Raw genomic sequence first — 18,351 nt, 5'->3', positions numbered from 1 at the left:
GACTCCAGTTCGGTATTCAGGATTGATGTGCATTATGCCTGAGCCGGTCCGGCCTTGCCGATGGGCCTCAGCGCCCCGGCCGGACAGTCCCGCAGCAGCGCCCGCAGCGTGCCGCGGCCCGGAATCACCAGATCGGGCGCGACCTCGGCCAGCGGGTGCAACACGAAGGCACGTTCATGCAAGCCGGGATGCGGCAGCGTCAGGCGCTCGGTTTCCAGGCGCAGTTCGTCGTAGAGGAGCAGGTCCAGGTCCAGGGTGCGCGGCCCCCAGCGCTCCCCCGCGCGTACCCGGCCATGGGCCTGCTCGATCGCCTGCAGGGCGTCCAACAGCGCCTCTGGCGTGAGGGTGGTGAGCAGACCGGCCACGGCGTTGACATACTCGGGCTGATCGGGCGGCCCCATGGGCGGACTGGCATAGAGACTGGAGGCCTGCAGCAGGTAGGTCTGGTCGATTCCGCACAGCTCGCCCAGCGCACGGCTGACCTGCGCGACCGGATCGTCGAGATTGCTGCCCAACCCGACCCAGGCGGTGGCGGCGTCGATCTCAGCCATGTTCGGATCGGGGCTTGCGCCTGCGGGGCCGGCGGCGCTTGCGCGGACGGCCCGCGGCCACCCGCTCGGCGCGCGCCTCGGGGGCCTGATCCTGGATCTCGGTCCACCAGTCACACAGCTCCTGCTCCACCTCGCCGGCGGCGCAGCGCAGCAGCAGGAAATCATAGGCGGCGCGGAAACGCGGGTGCTCCAGCAGCTGCAGGGCCCGGCGGCCCTGGCGGCGGAGGAAGCGCGGCTGCAACGACCAGATCTCGCGCATCGGCAGGCTGAAGCGCTTGGGGATGGAGACATGCCGTGCCTGCTGCGTGACCACCCGCGCACCGCCGATCTGGATGGCCTGGATCTCGCTCATGTCGGGCTGGTCCGGGTCGGGCATCTCGCGGCGCATCGGCTCCCACAGCAGGGCGGCGAAGATGAAGGCCGGAGTGACCGGCTTGCCCTCGGCCACCCGGCTGTCGGTATTGGCCAGGGCATGGCTGATGAGGGTATGCGGAAAGTGATTCTCCTCCTCGGCCAGCACCGCCTCGGTGAGCGGGAACAGGGGCGCGAACAGGTGGTAGTGGCGCAGCATCTCGAAGGTGTTGAGTGCGACCCCGCCGTGGAACAGCTTCAGCACCTCTTCATACAGGCGCGCCGGCGCGATGTCCTGCAACAGCGGCGCCAGCTGCGGGATCAGGGCCTGCAGCTCCGGGTCCAGGGTGAAACCGAGCTTGGCGGCGAAGCGCACCGCGCGCAGCATGCGCACCGGGTCCTCGCGAAAGCGCGCCTCGGGCTCGCCGATGATGCGCAGCCGGCCGGCGCGCAGATCCTCCATGCCACCGACATAGTCGCGGATACTGAAATCGCTGATATCGTAATACAGGGCGTTGACCGTGAAGTCGCGCCGCCAGGCGTCCTCCTCGATACTGCCGTAGGCGTTGTCGCGCAGCAGCCGGCCGGCGTCGCTGACCTGGGTCTCGTCCTCGTCCTCGGTCTCCGGATCGGAGGCGGCGCGGAAGGTCGCCACCTCGATCACCTCGCGCCCGAACAGTACATGGGCCAGGCGGAAGCGCCGCCCGATCAGCCGACAGTTGCGAAACTGCTGGCGGATCTGCTCCGGCGTGGCGTCGGTGGCGACATCGAAGTCCTTGGGCTCGCGACCCAGCAGCAGGTCGCGCACCCCGCCGCCGACCAGGCAGGCCTGGAACCCGGCCTGATGCAGCCGGTTCAGCACCTTGAGGGCATTGGGACTGATCAGGGAACGGGAGATCCCGTGTTCGCCGCGGGGGATGATGTTGGGGGACTGAGCGCTGATAGTGGATGGATCCTTCTGTTTCAATGCAACCGGCCGGGCCCGCCCGGCGCGAACGATGCGGCCGCGGTGATTGTTTCCCGGATGACTCCGCGTATAATACACCACCTGCGCCGCGACCCGCATGGCGCAGAAAGCCGTCGCTCCCTTCGTCTAGTGGCCTAGGACTCCGGCCTCTCACGCCGGCAACAGGGGTTCGAGTCCCCTAGGGAGCGCCATTCATTCTCTCCGGTCGTCGGCTCAATAGGTCGCCGCCTCGTTGAGTTCCTGCATCACCTCGTTGATCGAGCCTTCCGCGGTATCCACCAGGCAGACCAGGTTGCCGACGCTGCACACCGTGCCCTGCGCGGCGCGCACGACCCATCCGCGCGGCGGCGTCCAGCCGCGCATCTGGGTGAACATGGACAGCTGATCGGCATTGCCCTGCACGATGCGCTTGTACTCCAGCGCGAAGCGTGCCAGACGTTCCATCTGCGGCTGGTCCAGCAGGCCGTAACCTTCCACGAAGGCGCCGTCGTCACGGAACTGGCAGATGGCATTGACCCCGTCGAGCGCAAGTAATCGCCTCAGCATGCCGCCCCCTTACGCCGACAGCGCGGCGAAGGCCGCCTCGTAGTCGGCCTGCTCGTTTTTCAGCACCACGCCGCAGTTGCCGCGGGCCACGGCCGACCAGTCGAAGCCGACCATGGTGAAACCCTCGATGGGATAGAAACCGGACTGGCCGGTCATCTTCTCCCAGCCGCGGGCCTGCATGGTGGCGATGGCGGTATTGGCCACCAGTACGTGGGCCAGCAGGTCCAGCACCTCGGCATCCAGATTGCTGCCTTCGGCGATATTGTGTTCGGCCAGCTCGCCGCGGTCGTTGAAACAGAACGCAGCCAGGGCTCCGTCGAGCTGCATCAGTTTGCTCAGGTCGTTCATGCATCCCCCTCGCATTGTGGTATGGGTTTTTTATGGGAACATGCGGATTCAGATGAGATCATCCGTGGCATCCGCCAGGGACTCGCTCATGTGAGTCATGACTTCGTTCAGCGAACCACGGCTGTTGTCCAGGAAGCAGAAGACGTTGTAGAGCACGCAGACGGTAAAGTACGGTCCCTTCACAACCCAGCCGCGGGACGGATCGACCCCGGTGTTGGCACGGAAGCTGGCCAGGATGTCGGTCTGCATGTGCACACCCATGGTGGTGGCCCGACACATGATCGAGGCCATGCGGGCATGTTCCTCGCTCAGTTGTCCCTTGTAGGAAAAGCGGTCGCCCCGATAGGAATACTCACCCGCGGCAATGACTCCGGGCATCTCGGCCAGATCGGCTACCAGAGACATGTCACCTCCCTCATCGCTATTTTGTAATTGTTTATGGTGTTTCTACTTCACTGTTTACACAAAAACGCGGGAAGTGTCACGGTTGCGATGCAACAGGGGTTCTGATAACAATATATCCTCTACCGGCCCTGTTCACGCGCATGCACCCTGTTGACGCCGACCTGCCCCGAGCCGGACTCCTGCGCCGCCTGGCCGCGATGCTTTACGACAGCCTGCTGGCCGCTGCGGTGTTGTTCCTGGCCGTCGCCCTGGTGCTGCCGCTGACCGGCGGCGAGGCGGTCGCGGCTCACAATCCCCTGTTCACGACCTACCTGTTTCTGGTGCTGTTCGTGTTCTTTGCCTGGTTCTGGATCCACGGCGGTCAGACCCTGGGCATGCGCGCCTGGCGGCTGCGGGTACAGTCCCGGGACGGCCGGCCCATTTCCTGGGGCCAGGCCATGCTGCGCTACCTGATGGCCTGGGTGTCGCTGCTGGCGGGCGGGCTGGGCTATCTGTGGCTGCTGGTGGATCGCGACCACCGGACCTGGCACGACCGGTTTTCGGAAAGCGTGATCGTGGTGCTGCCGAAGAGGCGGTGATTGCCTCGCCGCGAAGAACGGAAGAACGACAAGGGCTGTCGGAGGTAGCTCGGGTTAGCCTGAAAGGCGTAACCCGACCTACGGCCTGACAAGACATCTACCTCACCCGCCGCAGCTGGACCAGCCCCCAGCCCAGAAACAACAGCGGCGGTGTCAGGGCGCTCAGTGAGGGCGGCAGCCCGTAGACCTGACCGGTGTGGCTCAGCGTCTGACTCAGCAGGTAATACCCCAGGCCCACCAGCACCCCGATCAGCAACCGCTGGCCGCCCCCCCGGTCACGCAGCGGACCGAACACGAAGGGCACTGCCAGGAACAGCATCACCAGTGAGGTGAAGGGCGCGACCAGCCGCTGCCACAGGGCCAGCTCGTAGCGCTCGGTCTCCAGCGCGTTCTGACGGCGATACTCGATATAACGATACAGGTCGCGCGCGGACAGACTGGCGGGTTCGATCAATACCACATTCAGCAGCGCGGGATCGAGCAGGGTCTGCAGTTCCAGCCGGCTGTCCTGCACCAGGCTCAGCCGGCGCTCGCCGATCACCCCCCCTGCCACACCCTGCAGTTGCCAGCGCCCATCGGCATAGACCGCTTCCTCGGCCCGATGGGCCGCAACCAGCTGTCCCTGTTCGCCCAGCTCGAACACCTCGATCCGGCCCAGGCGGCCGTCGGTGAGGACCTCGCGAATGCGGATGAAGTGATTCCCGTCCCGGGCCCAGAAGCCATAGGGGCTGTAATGGGTGATGCGCTGGCTCTGGGCCAGGCTGCGATGCTGCTGCGCCATCTGCTCGGCCGCCGGCGCGACCCATTCGCCGATGCCGCCGGCCAGCACCAGCAGCACCAGCCCGGCCTTCAGCACCGCCAGCACGATCCGGCCCACCGACACGCCGGCGGCGCGGATCGCCACCAGTTCATGCCCGGAGGCCAGACCGCCAAGCCCGAGCAGGGTACCGATCAGGGCCGCCATGGGAAACAGTTCGTGGATGCGCCCGGGCACGCTCAGTCCAAGATAGATCAGCACATCACGCAGGCCGTAGTTGCCGCGGCCGATGTCCTGGATCTCATTGATGAAGCCGAAGAACAGATCGATCGCCAGCAGGACCAGCAGCGCCAGCAGGCTGCCCAGGATCACCACCCGGCCGAGATAGCGGTCCAGCACCTTCATGCCGGCGCCCTCCGGCCGGCGCGGAGGCGCCCCTGCCGGACCAGCCACCCGGCCGCGGCCAGCGGCAGCAGATGCACCCACCACAGGCCGATCAGACCCGGCAGCTGCCCCTTCTCCAGCCACATCCGGGCCGTGCCCAGCAGGTTGTAGTAGATGATGAACAGCAGGATGGCGAGAAACAGCCGGGCATAGCGTCCCTGCCGGGGACTGGTGCGGCTGAGCGGCACGGCCAGTACCAGCAGCACCACAGCGGCCAACGGCAGGGCGAGGCGCCACTGCAGCTCGGCCAGATCCCGCGGGCTGCCCCCGGCCAGCAGGGCACGGGTGGAGACGGCGTCATGCTTGAGCCGGGCCTCGGGGCGGGCGCTGTCGTCCATGCGGATACCATGGCGCTCGAATTCCAGAATGCGGAACACCGGATCCCCCGGGAAGCCCTGGTAGCGCTGACCGTCTTCCAGCACCAGGTAACGCACACCGGTATCCGGGTCGCGCTCCGGCCGGGCCCGCTCGGCGGTCACCAGCATGGGAGGGTCCGTCTGCAGGTTGCGCACGAACACCTGCCGCAGATGACTGGCATCGGGCGCCACCTCGCGGGCATAGATGACGATGCGCCCGCCGCGCGCCTCCTGGAAGCGTCCGGCGCTGACCGCCTCGACGGTGGCCCGATGCTGGGCCTCGGCCTCGATCTGGTAGCCCAGCGCGGCAGTACGCGGCACCACCTGCAGGGTCAGCACCAGGAGAATGCCGGCGATCAGTCCCGCCAACGCCAGCAGCGGCCGGTACAGCTGCCGGTAGCCCACGCCGCAGGCCGCCAGGGCCGCCATCTCGCTGTCGCGGTACAGGCGACCCAAAGCCAGCACCACCCCGAGATACAGCGACAGCGGCACCAGGGTGGCGAGATAGGCGACTGATTTGAGCCCGACCAGGGTCAGGATCATGCCGCCGGCCAGCTCGCCGGCCGCCGCCTCGCCCAGATAACGCACCAGGCGGTTGGTGACCACGATCGCCCACAGCACCAGCATCACCGCCAGCCAGTTGGCAATGACCTCCTTGAGCAGATAGCGATCGAGGACTGACAGCATCAGGCGGCGTCGGAAGAACCGGTTTGACCCGGTGTAAATTCACATCGCTTCCAGTAGACTGGGCCGGATCAAAACGGCGGCGATGTACGCGGTCAACGCATCATACCGCCCACGAACCCGGCAGGACCAGATTCAATGGACGGGCGCCGAGGCAGTCTCATGGCCCGGATCGGCGCCATCCCAACCCGAGTGGAGACGACTATGGATTTCAGCGTCAAAAGCGGCAGTCCCGAAAAACAGCGCACCGGCTGCCTGGTCGTGGGCGTGTATGAATCCCGGCGCCTGTCTCCGGTGGCCCGCAGCCTGGACCAGGCCGCCGGCGGTTATCTGAAGAACATCCTCAAGCGCGGCGACATGGACGGCAAGTGCGGCCAGACCCTGCTGCTGCACGATGTCCCCGGCACCGCCTGCCAGCGCCTGCTACTGGTCGGCTGCGGTCAGGAGCGCGAACTCGACACCGCCAAATACCGCAGCGCGGTGGCCGCGGCCGCCCAGCGTCTGAACGAGACCGGCGCCAGCGATGCCCTGAGCTACCTGGCCGACCTGCACGTCAAGGGCCAGGACATGCACTGGAAGCTGCGCCAGATCGTCGAGGCAACCGAGGCCGCGCTCTACGTCTTCGATCAGCTGAAAAGTGAAAAGGACAAGATCCGCCGCCCACTGCGCAAGCTCACCCTGGGCGTGACTGACAAGAAGGATACCCAGACGGCCGAGGCCGCCATCACCGAGGGCCAGGCCATCGCCGCCGGCGTGCGCCTGGCGCGCGAGCTGGGCAATCTGCCCGGCAACATCTGCACCCCGACCTACCTCGGCGACCAGGCCCGCGAACTGGCCAAGGCCAAGGGCAAGCGCAAGGCCAAAGCCACAGTGCTGGATCGCAAGGACATGGAGAAGCTCGGCATGGGCGCCCTGCTGGCCGTGGCCCAGGGCAGCGAGGAGCCGCCTAAGCTGATCACCCTGGAGTACCAGGGCGGGAAGAAGGGCGACAAGCCGGTGGTGCTGGTGGGCAAGGGCGTGACCTTCGACACCGGCGGCATCTCGCTCAAGCCCGGCGCGGCCATGGACGAGATGAAGTTCGACATGTGCGGGGCCGCCAGCGTGCTGGGCACCCTGGCCGCGGTTATCCGGATGCAGCTGCCGATCAACGTGGTCGGCGTCATCCCCGCCACCGACAACATGCCCAGCGGCAAGGCCATCAAGCCGGGCGACATCGTCACCAGCCTGTCCGGCCAGACCATCGAGATCCTCAACACCGACGCCGAGGGCCGGCTGATCCTGTGCGACGCCCTGACCTACGCCGAACGCTTCGAGCCGGACACGGTCATCGACATCGCCACCCTGACCGGGGCCTGCATCGTCGCCCTGGGCAGCCATGCCGCCGGGCTGCTCAGCAACCAGCCCTCGCTGGCGCATGATCTGCTGCAGGCCGGCGAGGCCGCCTCCGACCGGGCCTGGCAGCTGCCGCTGTGGGACGACTACCAGAGCCAGCTCGACAGCAACTTCGCCGACATGGCCAACATCGGCGGCCGCGAGGCCGGCACCATCACCGCCGCCTGCTTCCTGTCCCGGTTCACGAAGAAGTATCACTGGGCCCACCTGGATATCGCCGGCGTGGCCTGGAAACAGGGCAAGGAGAAGGGCGCGACCGGCCGCCCGGTGCCGTTGCTGACGCAGTATCTGCTGGATCGGGTGGCGGAGAAATAGCTTTTCAACGCGAAGGCGCAGAGGCTGCATGGAAATCACCGCAAATTCCGTCATCCCGGCGACGGCCGGACAAAAGCGCGGAGCGCGTTGAACGCCCGCAGGGCGGCCCTTTATGCCCTTCAGGGTAGAAGGGCGAGCGCAGCGAGTAATCCAGACATCGCTGCGGTCACTGGATTCCCGCCTGCGCGGGAATGACGGTATCTTTACGTTGGTGTAAACCGCATTTCCGACCGCTTCCTGATACACTCAAACTGAGCCTCGGATTTGTCTCGCCCGCATCAATTCCTTTGCGTGCTTTGCGCCTCTGCGACTCTGCGTTGAGGTTTTAACCAGGCCCGACAACTGCAACATGACCCGCATCGACTTCTACATCCTGTCCCAGGCCGCCGAGCGCGAACGGACCCTGTTCGCCTGCAGGCTGGCGGAGAAGGCCTGGCAGCAGGACTACCGGATCTACATCCACACCGGCTCCGAGGCCGCGGCCCGGGAACTGGACGAACTGCTCTGGACCTTCCGCGCCGGCAGCTTCCTGCCCCATGCCCTGGCCGACGCCGACCCCGGGGAATTTCCGCCGCCGATCCTGATCGGACATGACCGCGAACCGGAGACCCACACCGATCTGCTGATCAATCTGGCGCCGGAGGTACCGGCCTTCTTCAGCCGCTTCGCCCGCCTGGCCGAGGTCCTCGACCAGCAGCCGGAGCTGCTCGCCGGCGGCCGCGAGCGCTACCGCTTCTACCAGGAACGCGGCTATCCCCTGCACTCGCACAAGCTGTAGAGCTGCCCTGTTCCCCGGCGGCGATATAAACGCCGCCCCCGCCCTGACCCGCTTCCCTGAGCCGGGTATAATCCCGCCTTTGCCCGCAACGGCCCGGAGACGTCGGATCCATGGACAAGACCTACAACCCCCACGCCATCGAGCAGCGCTGGTACCAGACCTGGGAGGCCAAGGGCTGGTTCGCTCCCAGCGGCGAAGGCGCGCCCTTCTGCATCATGATCCCGCCGCCCAACGTCACCGGCAGCCTGCACATGGGCCACGCCTTCCAGGACACCATCATGGATGCCCTGACCCGCTTCCACCGCATGCGCGGCGACAACACCCTGTGGCAGGCCGGCTCGGATCATGCCGGCATCGCCACCCAGATGGTGGTCGAGCGCCAGCTCAATGCCGAGGGCAGGACCCGCCACGACCTGGGCCGCGAGGCCTTCATCGAGCGCATCTGGGAATGGAAGAATGAGTCCGGCAACACCATCACCCGCCAGCTGCGACGCATGGGCGCCTCGCTGGACTGGTCGCGCGAGCGCTTCACCATGGACGCAGGGCTGTCCGAGGCCGTGCGCGAGGTGTTCGTGCAGCTCTACGAGGACGGCCTGATCTACCGCGGCCAGCGGCTGGTGAACTGGGACCCGGTGCTGCACACCGCCGTCTCCGACCTGGAGGTCGTCTCCGAGGAGGAGCAGGGCCATATGTGGCACATGCGCTATCCCCTGGCCGACGCTGCACAGGGACGTGCGAGTGCCGTGGGAGGCAGGACGCCGGGAACGGCCGGCGAGGACTATCTCATCGTGGCCACCACCCGGCCCGAGACCATGCTGGGCGATACCGCCGTGGCCGTGCATCCGGAGGACGAGCGTTACCGGCATCTGATCGGCAAAACCATCGCCCTGCCGCTGACGGGCCGTGAGATCCCCGTCATTGCCGACGACTACGTCGACCCCGAATTCGGCAGCGGCTGCGTCAAGATCACCCCGGCGCACGACTTCAACGACTACGAGGTCGGCCGCCGCCATGACCTGCCGCTGATCAATATCTTCACCGTGGACGCGTCCATCAATGACAACGGCCCGGAGAAGTATCGCGGGCTGGACCGTTTCGAGGCGCGCGACGCCATCATCCATGACCTGAAGGAACTCGGTCTGCTGGAGAAGATCGACGACCACAAACTGATGGTCCCGCGCGGCGACCGCTCCGGCGTGGTCATCGAGCCCTATCTCACCGACCAGTGGTTCGTGGATCTCACCCGCGACGAACAGGCCGACGGCCGTCCCGGCGGCCGGGCGCGCATCACCCTGCCGGCCATCGAGGCGGTGGAGTCCGGCCGCATCCGCTTCGTGCCGGACAACTGGAAGAACACCTATTATGAATGGATGCGCAACATCCAGGACTGGTGCATTTCGCGCCAGATCTGGTGGGGCCACCGCATCCCCTGCTGGTACGACGAGGCCGGCAACGGCTATGTCGCCCGCAGCGAGCAAGAGGCGCGGGAGAAGTACAAGCTCGATGAGGACGTGGCACTGGAGCAGGACAGCGACGTGCTCGATACCTGGTTCTCCTCGGCGCTCTGGCCCTTCTCCACCCTGGGCTGGCCCGAGCGCACCGAGGCACTGCAGACCTGGTACCCGACTTCCGTACTGGTCACCGGCTTCGACATCATCTTCTTCTGGGTCGCCCGCATGGTGATGATGGGCCAGTACTTCATGCAGGACGTCCCCTTCCGCGAGGTCTACATCCACGGCCTGGTGCGTGACGCCCACGGCCAGAAGATGTCCAAGTCCAAGGGCAATGTGCTCGACCCCATCGACCTGATCGACGGCATCAGTCTGGACGCCCTGGTGGAGAAGCGCACCCGCGGACTGATGCAGCCACAGATGGCGAAAAAGATCGAACAGCAGACCAGGCGGGACTTCCCCGACGGCATCCCTGCCTTCGGCACCGACGCCCTGCGCTTCACCTTCGCCGCGCTCGCCTCCACCGGGCGCGACATCAATTTCGACCTCGGCCGCATCGAGGGCTACCGCAACTTCTGCAACAAGCTGTGGAACGCCGCCCGCTATGTGCTGATGAACACCGAGGACCGGGACTGCGGCCAGCTCGGGAATACAGAAGTTGAACTCACGGTGGCCGACCGCTGGATTCTGGCCCGGCTGCAGCAGGCCGAACAGGAGGTGATCGAGTCGATCCGGACCTACCGGCTGGATCATGCCGCCCAGGCCATCTACGAATTCACCTGGAACGAATACTGCGACTGGTACCTGGAACTGTCCAAACCGGTACTGAACAACCCGGACAGCCCCGCGGCCCGACAGCGCGGCACCCGCCGCACCCTGGTGCAGGTGCTGGAGGCTCTGCTGCGCCTGGCCCATCCCCTGCTGCCCTTCATCACCGAGGAGATCTGGCAGCGGGTCGCTCCGCTGGCCGGGGTGGCGGGCGAGACCGTGATGCGCCAGCCCTTCCCGGAACCGGACGACGGCCTGATGGATACCGCCGCCATCGAGGACATGGACTGGGTCATGCAGTTCATCCTGGGCGTGCGCAAGATCCGCTCCGGCTACGACCTCAAACCCTCCCAGCCGCTGCCGGTGGTGCTGGAGAACAGCTCCGCTGAGGACCGCGCGCGGCTGACGGCCAACCGGCACTACATCGAGTTCCTGGCCCGCACCGAATCCATCACCCCGCTGGAGGCGGGCACCGAGCCACCCGAGGCCGCCACTGCCCTGGTCGGTGAAATGAAGGTTCTGATCCCGCTGGCCGGGCTCATCGACAAGGCCGCCGAGCTGGAGCGCCTGACGAAGGAAATCGAGAAAAAGGCGCAGGAGCTCGAACGGGTCTCGAACAAGCTGGAGAACGAGAACTTCATCAGCAAGGCCCCCGAGGCCGTGGTGCAGAAGGAACGCGAAAAGGCCGAGGAGACCCGGAGCGCGCTGGCCAACCTGAGGGCGCAGAAGGAAAAAATCGCCTCTCTGTGAACCGGCATCCGCCCTGCCGAACGCCGCGCCGCCACTAGTGTCCTGTCACACGTCTAATGACGCCTTCAGAGCCCCCGAGCGGCGTCAGGGCAAGACGCAGCGCGCCGGCAAGGGTCATTCCCTTGTCAACGCGCTGCAACGCCGCACTGGCGCCGCTCGGGGGCTCCCTTCGGGCGAGGCGATAAGCGGCCATCTGCGGCGTTACTTGCCCTTGAGGTAGAGTGGCTACCCCGGCGGGCAAGCGCCTTGCACCTGGCCGTTTCTCGCCTCGCTGAAGGCGTCATTAGACGTGTGACAGGACACCAGGCCCGCGGCGTTTTTTCATTCAAGTATCAGTGGCTTCCTGTCGCTATCCTTTCCTGCCTGGATAAGGATTTATCTATGGGTTGCATTTTCAAATAGATATCTCGTATTCTTCACAGGCCGAGGGAGGAGTACCCGCTAACAAGCGGCACAGGGAAGGAAACACAGGTTTCCCCATGGATCAGACGCAGGCAGTAAGGGGGCGTCCGGGGAGCCATATAAGAAAAACCGGCACAGGAAACACGATGCCAACGATTCTGATTGTCGACGACCAGTCAGAAAGTCGTACCACGCTGACCGAGCTGGCCCATACCTTCCAGCATCAGATGCGCGTGGAGGCCTTCCTGAATCCGCATGAGGCCATCCAGTGGTTGACCTGGCATGCGGCCGACCTGGTGATCACCCGGTACGATCTGCCGGAGATCACCGGCGTGGAATTCATCCGCCGGGTCCGCGAACTGCCCAACTGTGCCCACCTGCCCCTGATCATCCTCACCGAGCTCAACGACAAGTACGCCCGCTATTCCGCCCTCGACGCCGGCGCCACCGACTCGCTGATGGAACCCATCGATCATGTCGAATGCCGGGTCCGCTGCCGCAACCTGCTCACCCAGTTCAGTCAGCACAAGATCATCCGCGACCGCAATCACTGGCTGGAGAAGCAGGTCTCCGAAGCCACCAGCGCGGTCCGGATACGCGAACAGGAAACCCTGCTGCGGCTGGCGAAGGCCGGCGAGTACCGCGACGAGGAAACCGGCAATCACGTCATCCGCATGGCCAAGTACGCCCGGCTCATTGCCGAGGGGCTGGACTGTCACGCGAGGGACTGCGAAAATCATCCTCTCGAAGCTGGACGCGGCCCATGATGACATCGGCCAGATCGGCATCCCGGTACCGATATCCTGCTAAATCCGGGCAAGCTGCCGCGCCGTGGTTCGAGATCATGAAACGCAACACGGGTCATCGGCTACGAATCCTCAAGGGACCCAGGCCCCTCGCAATTCCTGCAGATGGCGCGGTCATCCCCTGGTCCACCACGAGAAGTTCAACGGCACGGCTACCCAACGGCTGTACGGCGGGCAAGAAATCCCCGCTGGCGGCCAGCATCGTTGCCGTGGCCGGAGTCTACGATGCACTGACATCGCGCCGGACCTACAAGCACGCCTGGGACCCCGCACGAGGCGATTCAGCTTCATGGACCAGCACAGCGCAGCCATTTCGTCCCCGCCGCCTGGAAGCCTTTTCACGCCCGGCACGAACCACGGTCGGGCAAGATACAGTACTTGCTGGCCGATCCCCGCGATGGCGACCAGGAGCGTTTCTCGTATTCTCGACTCGGCTCGACCTGAACCGGGCCGCCGACCCCCCTCTCATCCTCCGCGGGACGCTGTGCCGGCCCGGTCACTTGGGTATATACCCTGAACAGCGCAGGTCAGGAATCCCATGAAGACCCGTTACCCGGCGAGACCGATTTGCCACCACGACGCGACGAGCGGCGGGCTTGTTGATCCCCAACCTGGGCACCCATGGCGCCCCCCCGAAGGGCCGTGCGCCAGGTATCTGGCCGAGTTCCTGTGGGATCCGCGGGTGGTGGAGATACCGCGCCCCTCTGTGGTGGTGATCCCTGCACGCGCGTGATCCTGCGCATCCGCCCCGGCAAGGTGGCCCACGCCTACGCCTCGGTCTGGGAGGAGGACGGCTCGCCCCTGCTCAGCATCGCCCGGCGCCAGCGCCAGGCGCTGGAGTCCCATCTGCTGGCCCGCCTGCCCGGGCCGGTCAAGGTCAGCCCGGCATGCGCTAAGTCGAGCCGTCCATTGCCGAGCCATGGAGAGCTGCGGCGAGGCCAATTGCACGGCGCACATGGTGCTGCCGCTCTATCCCCGTATTTCGGCCCACCACCGCCTTTCGACCTTCGATTGCCTTGGCCGCCGTGCTCAAGCGCTGGCGCTGGGTGCCCGGACTGCGCTTCGTCACTCATTATCACGACCAGCACGCCTACATCGAGGCCCTGGCGGCCAGCGTGCGCTGAGCACGGGCCGCGCCGGGCGCGTGCGCACGGATGCTGAGTCCTTCCACGGTCGCGCGGCGGTACCTGGACCAGGGCGACCCCTATCACTGCCAGTGCCACAAGACCGCGGCCTGCTGGCCGAGGCGCTGGATCTCAGCGACGAGCAATGGCAGCTCGCCTTCCAGTCGCGCTTCGGTCGCGAGGAATGGCTCAAGCCCTACACGGATGCCACTCTCAGGGAATGGGCCGAAACCGGCGTGGAGCGGGTGCAGGTCATCTGTCCCGGCTTCAGCGCCGACTGCCTGGAAACCCTCGAAGAGATCCAGATGCAGAACAAGGCCCTGTTCCTGGAGCACGGCGGCAAACGCTTCGAGTACATCCCGGCACTGAACGAGCGTACCGACCACATCGAGGCCCTGAGCCAGATCGTATGCAACGAGGTCAGCGGCTGGCCCGAGGCCGGCAACTGGAGCAGCGAGGCCTACGCCACCATGCGTCAGGCCCGTCTGCGCCGGGCCCGGCATGTGGGTGCGGTCGAGAGAATGAGTTCACGCGCGCCACGGAATATATAACGGAAAGACAGAACTTATTTAAAGGTTTCCCAGCCAAATTATTGCCATAAATCGCGGTTTTCATAACCCGCCGTTCTTCATCCCCGCAGGCGGGGATCCCGGACCACAGCGGTATCTGGATCCCGCCTGCAGGGGAAGACGGGTAAAGTGTCAGGCCGAATCTGTATGATTTTCCTTAATACTGTCCGTGCCTTCCGTTATTCGTGGCGCTCTAACCTTTTAACGAGAGATGCACATGCGCACGATGAAAACCACACCCCCTGCCCCTCCGCATCGGATCACAGCGCCTGGTGGGGCCGCGGGGTGCGCTCGATGCCAATCCCAAGCAGGACCAACTACATCCTGGGCACGTGGGCGAGTCTTCGAGTTATCCCGCGTCTGTCCCGGGTAGCCTCGGCTGGGGGTGCCGCGCCGACCATCCGGTGGGGCGCGCCGGCCGCCACCCGGGCGTGTCGGGGTGGCTCAAGCCGCGCTCTCGCTGTACCGGACCACACTGGTCGGTCCGTCCGCGAAACAGGCATCGCGCGTGAACGCTTCACCGGCTCCTCTTCCCTCCCCGAGCTTGCGGCATGGAGCGGGTCAAGCTCTACTACCGACAAGGGCGGCGTGAGCAGCGGGGGGTAGGCCTGTATGCACGCGAATTCATGGCCGCCCATCCACTGCTGCCCTGTGAGGAGGAGGGACGTCTGGGCGACCCGATGCTGCGCGACAACTGGCTGGAGCGGGTCTTCGCCTGGCGCCGCTGGCAGGAACTGAACCGGCAGCGGCTCACCCCCCGCGCCCTGGTCGATTTCCACACCCGGCACAAGCTGGCCCTGATGGCGCATGGCCCGCAGCATTACCGGGAACTCGGCCAGCTGGTGGCCGGTGCCGGCAAGGGGCCGATCCGGCCGCTGGCCGATGCCTATATCGAGAAATTCATGGCCGCGCTGCAGGTGCGCGCCACGGTCAAACGCCACACCAACGTCCTGCATCACCTGATGGGCTACCTGAAGCAACATCTCGATGGCGACGACAAGCAGGAGCTGCTGGAGCTGATCGACGCCTACCGGCTGGGCCGGGTGCCGCGCATCGTGCCCGTCACCCTGCTGAACCATCACTTCCGCCGGTTCCCGCATGACTATGTCGCCAACCAGACCTACCTGCATATGTGTCCGGAGGAGCTGAAGCTGCGCAGTTATTACTGAGTCCGAGTGAGGAGTGAGACGTCTCGTAGGTCGGGTTTGCGCAGCGTAACCCGACAGCTCAATGGCTGACGTCGGATTACGCCCTTCGGGCTAATCCGACCTACGATACTGAGTTAGGAGTTAGGAGTGAGGAGTAATAAACGACAGATTCTGAGCATCCTGCTGTCAGTGCTGCTGGCCTGCATGCATCCGTCCCTGCTGGCACAGGCGCCGCCCGAACTGCTTCTGCCCAAGGCCCGCATCCTGCCGCAGGAACTGGGCGTGATCGTCAACGACGAGGATCCGCTGAGCGTGCGCATCGCCGAGTACTACCGGCAGGCCCGTGGCATCCCCGAGGAGAACCTGATCCATGTGCGCATCCCGACCGGCCGCAAGCAGATCGGCGACCGGGAGTTCGCCGCCATCCAGATCCGGGTCAGGGCGCAGACACCGGATCATGTGCAGGCCTATGCCCTGACCTGGGTGGAGCCGTATCGCGTCAAATGCATGTCCATCACCACCGCTTTTGCCCATGGTGAATTCGATGAAAAGTGGTGCTCGGAGCGCGGCAGCAAATGCACCCCGACTGCCAGCGGCGAGTATTACAACAGCCCCAGCGTAATGCCCTGGCAGGACCACGGCATCCGCCCGACCCTGTCCATTGCCGCGCTGAATTTCGAACAGGCGAAGGCATTGATCGACCGCGGCATTGCCAGCGACGGCACCTGGCCGACGGGCACGGCCTACCTGCTGGACACCTCGGACAAGGCGCGCACCATCCGCGCCGCCCTCTTTCCACGGATCCGCGACGTGTTCGACGAACACCTGCAGATCGAGATACTGCAGCAGGATCACCTGTACGACCGCGACGATGTGCTGTTCTACTTCACCGGGCAGAAGCGGGTCGAGGGCCTGGACACACTCGGTTTCCTCCCCGGCGCCATCGCCGATCACCTCACCTCGGGCGCCGGCCAGCTCACGGCCGGCTGGCAGATGAGCGCGCTGCGCTGGCTGGAGGCCGGAGCGACCGGCAGCTTCGGCGCGGTCAAGGAACCCTGCAACTTCCTCGGCAAGTTCCCCAATCCAGGCATCCTGATGGCCTACTATCTGCAGGGCGCGACTCTGCTCGAGGCCTACTGGAAGAGCGTGGCCATGCCGGGTGAAGGGATCTTCATCGGCGAACCACTGGCCGCGCCCTACAGCGGCTATCGGCTGCTCGATGCCGGTGATCACTGGCTGCTGGAGAGCGCCCAGCTCGGCGCCGGTCACTATCGGCTGCTGAGCGCCCCCAGCCGTATCGGTCCCTACCGGGCGGAGGACTTCACGCTCCGCGCCAGCGCCGGTCAGCAGCGCTTCAGGCTGCCCAAGCTGGACCGGCTCGTCTACCGGCTGCAGCCGATCGCTGAAGAATAGTGCAGTGCAGCTCTGTTGATCGGACTGGCGCAGCGTAACCCGGCAAGACGGCTGGACACCCTGGGGTCCGCAGCCCGGCTTCACACCCGCCCGCGGTTGTGCATTAATAATCCACGGAGACTGCCGCTATCTCCCCAAAGGGGTACAGACCATGCAGCTGCGCTATCTACAGTCCCTGCTGGAACAGCTCTACGAGATCGACATCGGGCTGGATGTCGAGGATTTCCTCATTACCGACCGGCGTCTGGCCGCCCTGCTCGACCGTAGCCCGCGGCCGCGGGACATCCCCGAAAAACTCCTGATCGAGCAGTCCGGCGAGGATGTTGACGTCTTCCCCTCTACCTGCACGAGGTCATCGTGGAGCGCCTGCGCGCCCAGGATCCGCTGCACTCGCTGCATCGCGGCAACCTGAACGAATTCTTCACGGCACTGGAAGGCGTGAGCCACTTCGTCTACCTGGCCTGGAACCTGGGCCACGACCGCCCCATCTCGCAGCTGGAGATGGAACTGCAGGCAGAGGTGGACAAGTACTGCCTGGCCGCGGCCCTGTTCGCCCGTCAGCTCGGCGGCATCCCGGACGAGCTGCACCCCCTGCTGTTCGAACGGGTGCGCTACGACGCTCAGCTCGAGCGCGACGAACACCAGCGTTACAGCGCCGCCAATCATCACGCCAAACGGTACTGCCGCGCCCTGTATGAACGCTTCCTGCGTCCCCGTCACGGCCACCGCGTCACCCGTGAGCTGCGTCATTTCTACCGTCTGTGGCACCGGCGCAAGATCCAGCGGATCGATACCTTCTGCACGGCATGACAGTGACCGGGCACCACAGTAATGAGCCAATCATGAGACATGAGGGACATCATGAACGCCTTGTTGAAATCGCTCTCCCTGATCACCCTGTTTGCACTGAGCTATCCCGTCCATTCCGGCTGGAACCCGCTGGCCGGGGAAAAGGACGCGGATCAGCCGGGCAATGACGAAAAGGTGCGCGAGGCCATCGCCGCCTTCAAGAACAAGGACCCGAGCATGCAGGTGTTCTTCGACCGGGCCCACGGCTATGCCGTCTTCCCCACCGTCGGCAAGGGCGGCATGGGGATCGGCGGTGCCTACGGCAAAGGCCAGGTGCTCGAGCGCGGCCGCGTCATCGGCACCGTCACCCTGACCCAGCTCACCGTCGGCTTCCAGCTCGGCGGCCAGGCCTACCGGGAGATCATTTTCTTCAAGGACAAGACCACACTGGATGATTTCGCCTCGGGCAATTTCGAGTTCAGCGCCCAGGCCTCGGCGGTGGCCGCCACCGCCGGTGCCTCGGCCGATGCCGATTACAGCAACGGCGTGGCCGTGTTCACCCTGGCCAAGGGCGGGCTGATGTACGAGGCCTCCATCGGCGGACAGAAGTTCAGTTTCACACCGGCGGGGAAATGAGCCTACCGTATCCGGGACGCGCG

General features: G+C 65.4%; 18 protein-coding genes, 1 tRNA gene and 1 pseudogene. 13 read left to right on the top strand and 7 right to left on the bottom strand.

Annotated features, from left to right (window positions below):
- Positions 1 to 32: 32 nt before the first annotated feature.
- Together folK and pcnB are read right to left on the bottom strand one after the other, a co-directional pair.
- Positions 33 to 551: a 2-amino-4-hydroxy-6-hydroxymethyldihydropteridine diphosphokinase gene (gene folK, locus D6C00_RS12070; RefSeq protein WP_125181935.1), complete on the bottom strand. Its 519-nt coding sequence runs from the start codon at positions 549 to 551 to the stop codon at positions 33 to 35.
- Positions 544 to 1,869 (bottom strand): polynucleotide adenylyltransferase PcnB, encoded by a 1,326-nt coding sequence (gene pcnB, locus D6C00_RS12065; protein ID WP_241546863.1) that lies wholly within the window; start codon positions 1,867 to 1,869, stop codon positions 544 to 546. The genes folK and pcnB overlap by 8 nt, the downstream gene beginning before the upstream one ends.
- 115 nt (positions 1,870 to 1,984) lie before the next feature.
- Between pcnB and D6C00_RS12060 the strand changes: the two genes are divergently transcribed.
- Positions 1,985 to 2,060: transfer RNA gene (locus D6C00_RS12060), tRNA-Glu, on the top strand.
- A gap of 22 nt (positions 2,061 to 2,082) precedes the next feature.
- Here D6C00_RS12060 and D6C00_RS12055 read toward each other — a convergent pair.
- Genes D6C00_RS12055 through D6C00_RS12045 form a run of 3 tightly spaced genes read right to left on the bottom strand, consistent with a single transcriptional unit; the run spans position 2,083 to position 3,168 of the window.
- Entirely contained in the window at positions 2,083 to 2,415 is a 333-nt protein-coding gene (locus D6C00_RS12055) for a DUF2173 family protein (RefSeq protein ID WP_125181933.1), read from the bottom strand.
- A 9-nt stretch (positions 2,416 to 2,424) separates the two neighbouring features.
- Positions 2,425 to 2,763, bottom strand: coding sequence for a DUF2173 family protein (locus D6C00_RS12050; RefSeq protein ID WP_241546862.1), 339 nt, complete (start codon positions 2,761 to 2,763; stop codon positions 2,425 to 2,427).
- A 48-nt stretch (positions 2,764 to 2,811) separates the two neighbouring features.
- Positions 2,812 to 3,168, bottom strand: a complete 357-nt coding sequence (locus D6C00_RS12045; protein ID WP_125181932.1) for a DUF2173 family protein — start codon at positions 3,166 to 3,168, stop codon at positions 2,812 to 2,814.
- 140 nt (positions 3,169 to 3,308) lie between these two features.
- Here D6C00_RS12045 and D6C00_RS12040 point away from each other — a divergent pair, with 140 nt between their 5' ends.
- Positions 3,309 to 3,746: an RDD family protein gene (locus tag D6C00_RS12040; protein ID WP_125181931.1), complete on the top strand. Its 438-nt coding sequence runs from the start codon at positions 3,309 to 3,311 to the stop codon at positions 3,744 to 3,746.
- 97 nt (positions 3,747 to 3,843) lie between these two features.
- Here D6C00_RS12040 and lptG read toward each other — a convergent pair whose 3' ends face one another.
- The gene (lptG, locus tag D6C00_RS12035; RefSeq protein WP_125181930.1) at positions 3,844 to 4,908 is read right to left on the bottom strand and encodes an LPS export ABC transporter permease LptG; all 1,065 of its coding nucleotides are present in this window, start codon (positions 4,906 to 4,908) and stop codon (positions 3,844 to 3,846) included.
- Positions 4,905 to 5,990, bottom strand: a complete 1,086-nt coding sequence (lptF, locus tag D6C00_RS12030) for an LPS export ABC transporter permease LptF (protein WP_125181929.1) — start codon at positions 5,988 to 5,990, stop codon at positions 4,905 to 4,907. Before lptF ends, lptG begins: the two co-directional genes overlap by 4 nt.
- Before the next feature lie 201 nt (positions 5,991 to 6,191).
- Here lptF and D6C00_RS12025 point away from each other — a divergent pair, with 201 nt between their 5' ends.
- The 11 genes and pseudogenes from D6C00_RS12025 (at position 6,192) to D6C00_RS11980 (ending at position 18,328) form a co-directional block, all read left to right on the top strand.
- The gene (locus tag D6C00_RS12025) at positions 6,192 to 7,694 is read left to right on the top strand and encodes a leucyl aminopeptidase (RefSeq protein WP_125181928.1); all 1,503 of its coding nucleotides are present in this window, start codon (positions 6,192 to 6,194) and stop codon (positions 7,692 to 7,694) included.
- A 349-nt stretch (positions 7,695 to 8,043) separates the two neighbouring features.
- Positions 8,044 to 8,472, top strand: coding sequence for a DNA polymerase III subunit chi (locus D6C00_RS12020; RefSeq protein WP_125181927.1), 429 nt, complete (start codon positions 8,044 to 8,046; stop codon positions 8,470 to 8,472).
- A 110-nt stretch (positions 8,473 to 8,582) separates the two neighbouring features.
- Complete coding sequence (locus D6C00_RS12015; RefSeq protein ID WP_125181926.1) at positions 8,583 to 11,441, top strand: valine--tRNA ligase; 2,859 nt, start codon at positions 8,583 to 8,585, stop codon at positions 11,439 to 11,441.
- A 548-nt stretch (positions 11,442 to 11,989) separates the two neighbouring features.
- The gene (locus tag D6C00_RS12010) at positions 11,990 to 12,610 is read left to right on the top strand and encodes a response regulator (RefSeq protein ID WP_158675404.1); all 621 of its coding nucleotides are present in this window, start codon (positions 11,990 to 11,992) and stop codon (positions 12,608 to 12,610) included.
- 660 nt (positions 12,611 to 13,270) lie between these two features.
- Positions 13,271 to 13,474 (top strand): annotated as a pseudogene (locus tag D6C00_RS16770) (hypothetical protein); the annotation flags it as partial.
- Between the two features lie 391 nt (positions 13,475 to 13,865).
- Positions 13,866 to 14,324, top strand: coding sequence for a ferrochelatase (locus D6C00_RS15820; RefSeq protein ID WP_206609559.1), 459 nt, complete (start codon positions 13,866 to 13,868; stop codon positions 14,322 to 14,324).
- Between the two features lie 569 nt (positions 14,325 to 14,893).
- Positions 14,894 to 15,511: a YbgA family protein gene (locus tag D6C00_RS12000; RefSeq protein ID WP_125181924.1), complete on the top strand. Its 618-nt coding sequence runs from the start codon at positions 14,894 to 14,896 to the stop codon at positions 15,509 to 15,511.
- Positions 15,512 to 15,637: 126 nt separating this feature from the next.
- A complete protein-coding gene (locus tag D6C00_RS11995; RefSeq protein ID WP_241546861.1) occupies positions 15,638 to 16,903 on the top strand; it encodes a TIGR03790 family protein in 1,266 nt (421 codons plus the stop codon).
- Between the two features lie 151 nt (positions 16,904 to 17,054).
- The gene (locus D6C00_RS11990) at positions 17,055 to 17,315 is read left to right on the top strand and encodes a hypothetical protein (protein ID WP_125181923.1); all 261 of its coding nucleotides are present in this window, start codon (positions 17,055 to 17,057) and stop codon (positions 17,313 to 17,315) included.
- On the top strand, positions 17,261 to 17,713 hold the full coding sequence (locus tag D6C00_RS11985) for a hypothetical protein (RefSeq protein ID WP_125181922.1): 453 nt from the start codon (positions 17,261 to 17,263) through the stop codon (positions 17,711 to 17,713). Before D6C00_RS11990 ends, D6C00_RS11985 begins: the two co-directional genes overlap by 55 nt.
- A gap of 51 nt (positions 17,714 to 17,764) precedes the next feature.
- Positions 17,765 to 18,328 carry a lipid-binding SYLF domain-containing protein gene (locus D6C00_RS11980; RefSeq protein WP_125181921.1) on the top strand — a complete coding sequence of 188 codons (564 nt, stop codon included), beginning with the start codon at positions 17,765 to 17,767 and terminating at the stop codon, positions 18,326 to 18,328.
- Positions 18,329 to 18,351: the final 23 nt, after the last annotated feature.

It is taken from the genome of Thiohalobacter thiocyanaticus, assembly GCF_003932505.1.
GTDB classification, from domain to species: Bacteria; Pseudomonadota; Gammaproteobacteria; order Thiohalobacterales; family Thiohalobacteraceae; genus Thiohalobacter; species Thiohalobacter thiocyanaticus.
This window is presented reverse-complemented; position numbering and strand designations above follow the sequence as displayed.

Bases quoted from the DNA above. Each gene is read 5' to 3' on its own strand.
- D6C00_RS12055 (WP_125181933.1), bottom strand. From the start codon at position 2,415: ATGCTGAGGCGATTACTTGCGCTCGACGGGGTCAATGCCATCTGCCAG.
- lptG (WP_125181930.1), bottom strand. From the start codon at position 4,908: ATGAAGGTGCTGGACCGCTATCTCGGCCGGGTGGTGATCCTGGGCAGC.
- folK (WP_125181935.1), bottom strand. From the start codon at position 551: ATGGCTGAGATCGACGCCGCCACCGCCTGGGTCGGGTTGGGCAGCAAT.
- D6C00_RS11990 (WP_125181923.1), top strand. From the start codon at position 17,055: ATGCAGCTGCGCTATCTACAGTCCCTGCTGGAACAGCTCTACGAGATC.
- D6C00_RS12045 (WP_125181932.1), bottom strand. From the start codon at position 3,168: ATGTCTCTGGTAGCCGATCTGGCCGAGATGCCCGGAGTCATTGCCGCG.
- D6C00_RS12015 (WP_125181926.1), top strand. From the start codon at position 8,583: ATGGACAAGACCTACAACCCCCACGCCATCGAGCAGCGCTGGTACCAG.
- D6C00_RS12020 (WP_125181927.1), top strand. From the start codon at position 8,044: ATGACCCGCATCGACTTCTACATCCTGTCCCAGGCCGCCGAGCGCGAA.
- D6C00_RS11980 (WP_125181921.1), top strand. From the start codon at position 17,765: ATGAACGCCTTGTTGAAATCGCTCTCCCTGATCACCCTGTTTGCACTG.
- D6C00_RS12010 (WP_158675404.1), top strand. From the start codon at position 11,990: ATGCCAACGATTCTGATTGTCGACGACCAGTCAGAAAGTCGTACCACG.
- D6C00_RS12050 (WP_241546862.1), bottom strand. From the start codon at position 2,763: ATGAACGACCTGAGCAAACTGATGCAGCTCGACGGAGCCCTGGCTGCG.
- D6C00_RS12025 (WP_125181928.1), top strand. From the start codon at position 6,192: ATGGATTTCAGCGTCAAAAGCGGCAGTCCCGAAAAACAGCGCACCGGC.
- D6C00_RS12040 (WP_125181931.1), top strand. From the start codon at position 3,309: ATGCACCCTGTTGACGCCGACCTGCCCCGAGCCGGACTCCTGCGCCGC.
- lptF (WP_125181929.1), bottom strand. From the start codon at position 5,990: ATGCTGTCAGTCCTCGATCGCTATCTGCTCAAGGAGGTCATTGCCAAC.
- D6C00_RS12000 (WP_125181924.1), top strand. From the start codon at position 14,894: ATGGAGCGGGTCAAGCTCTACTACCGACAAGGGCGGCGTGAGCAGCGG.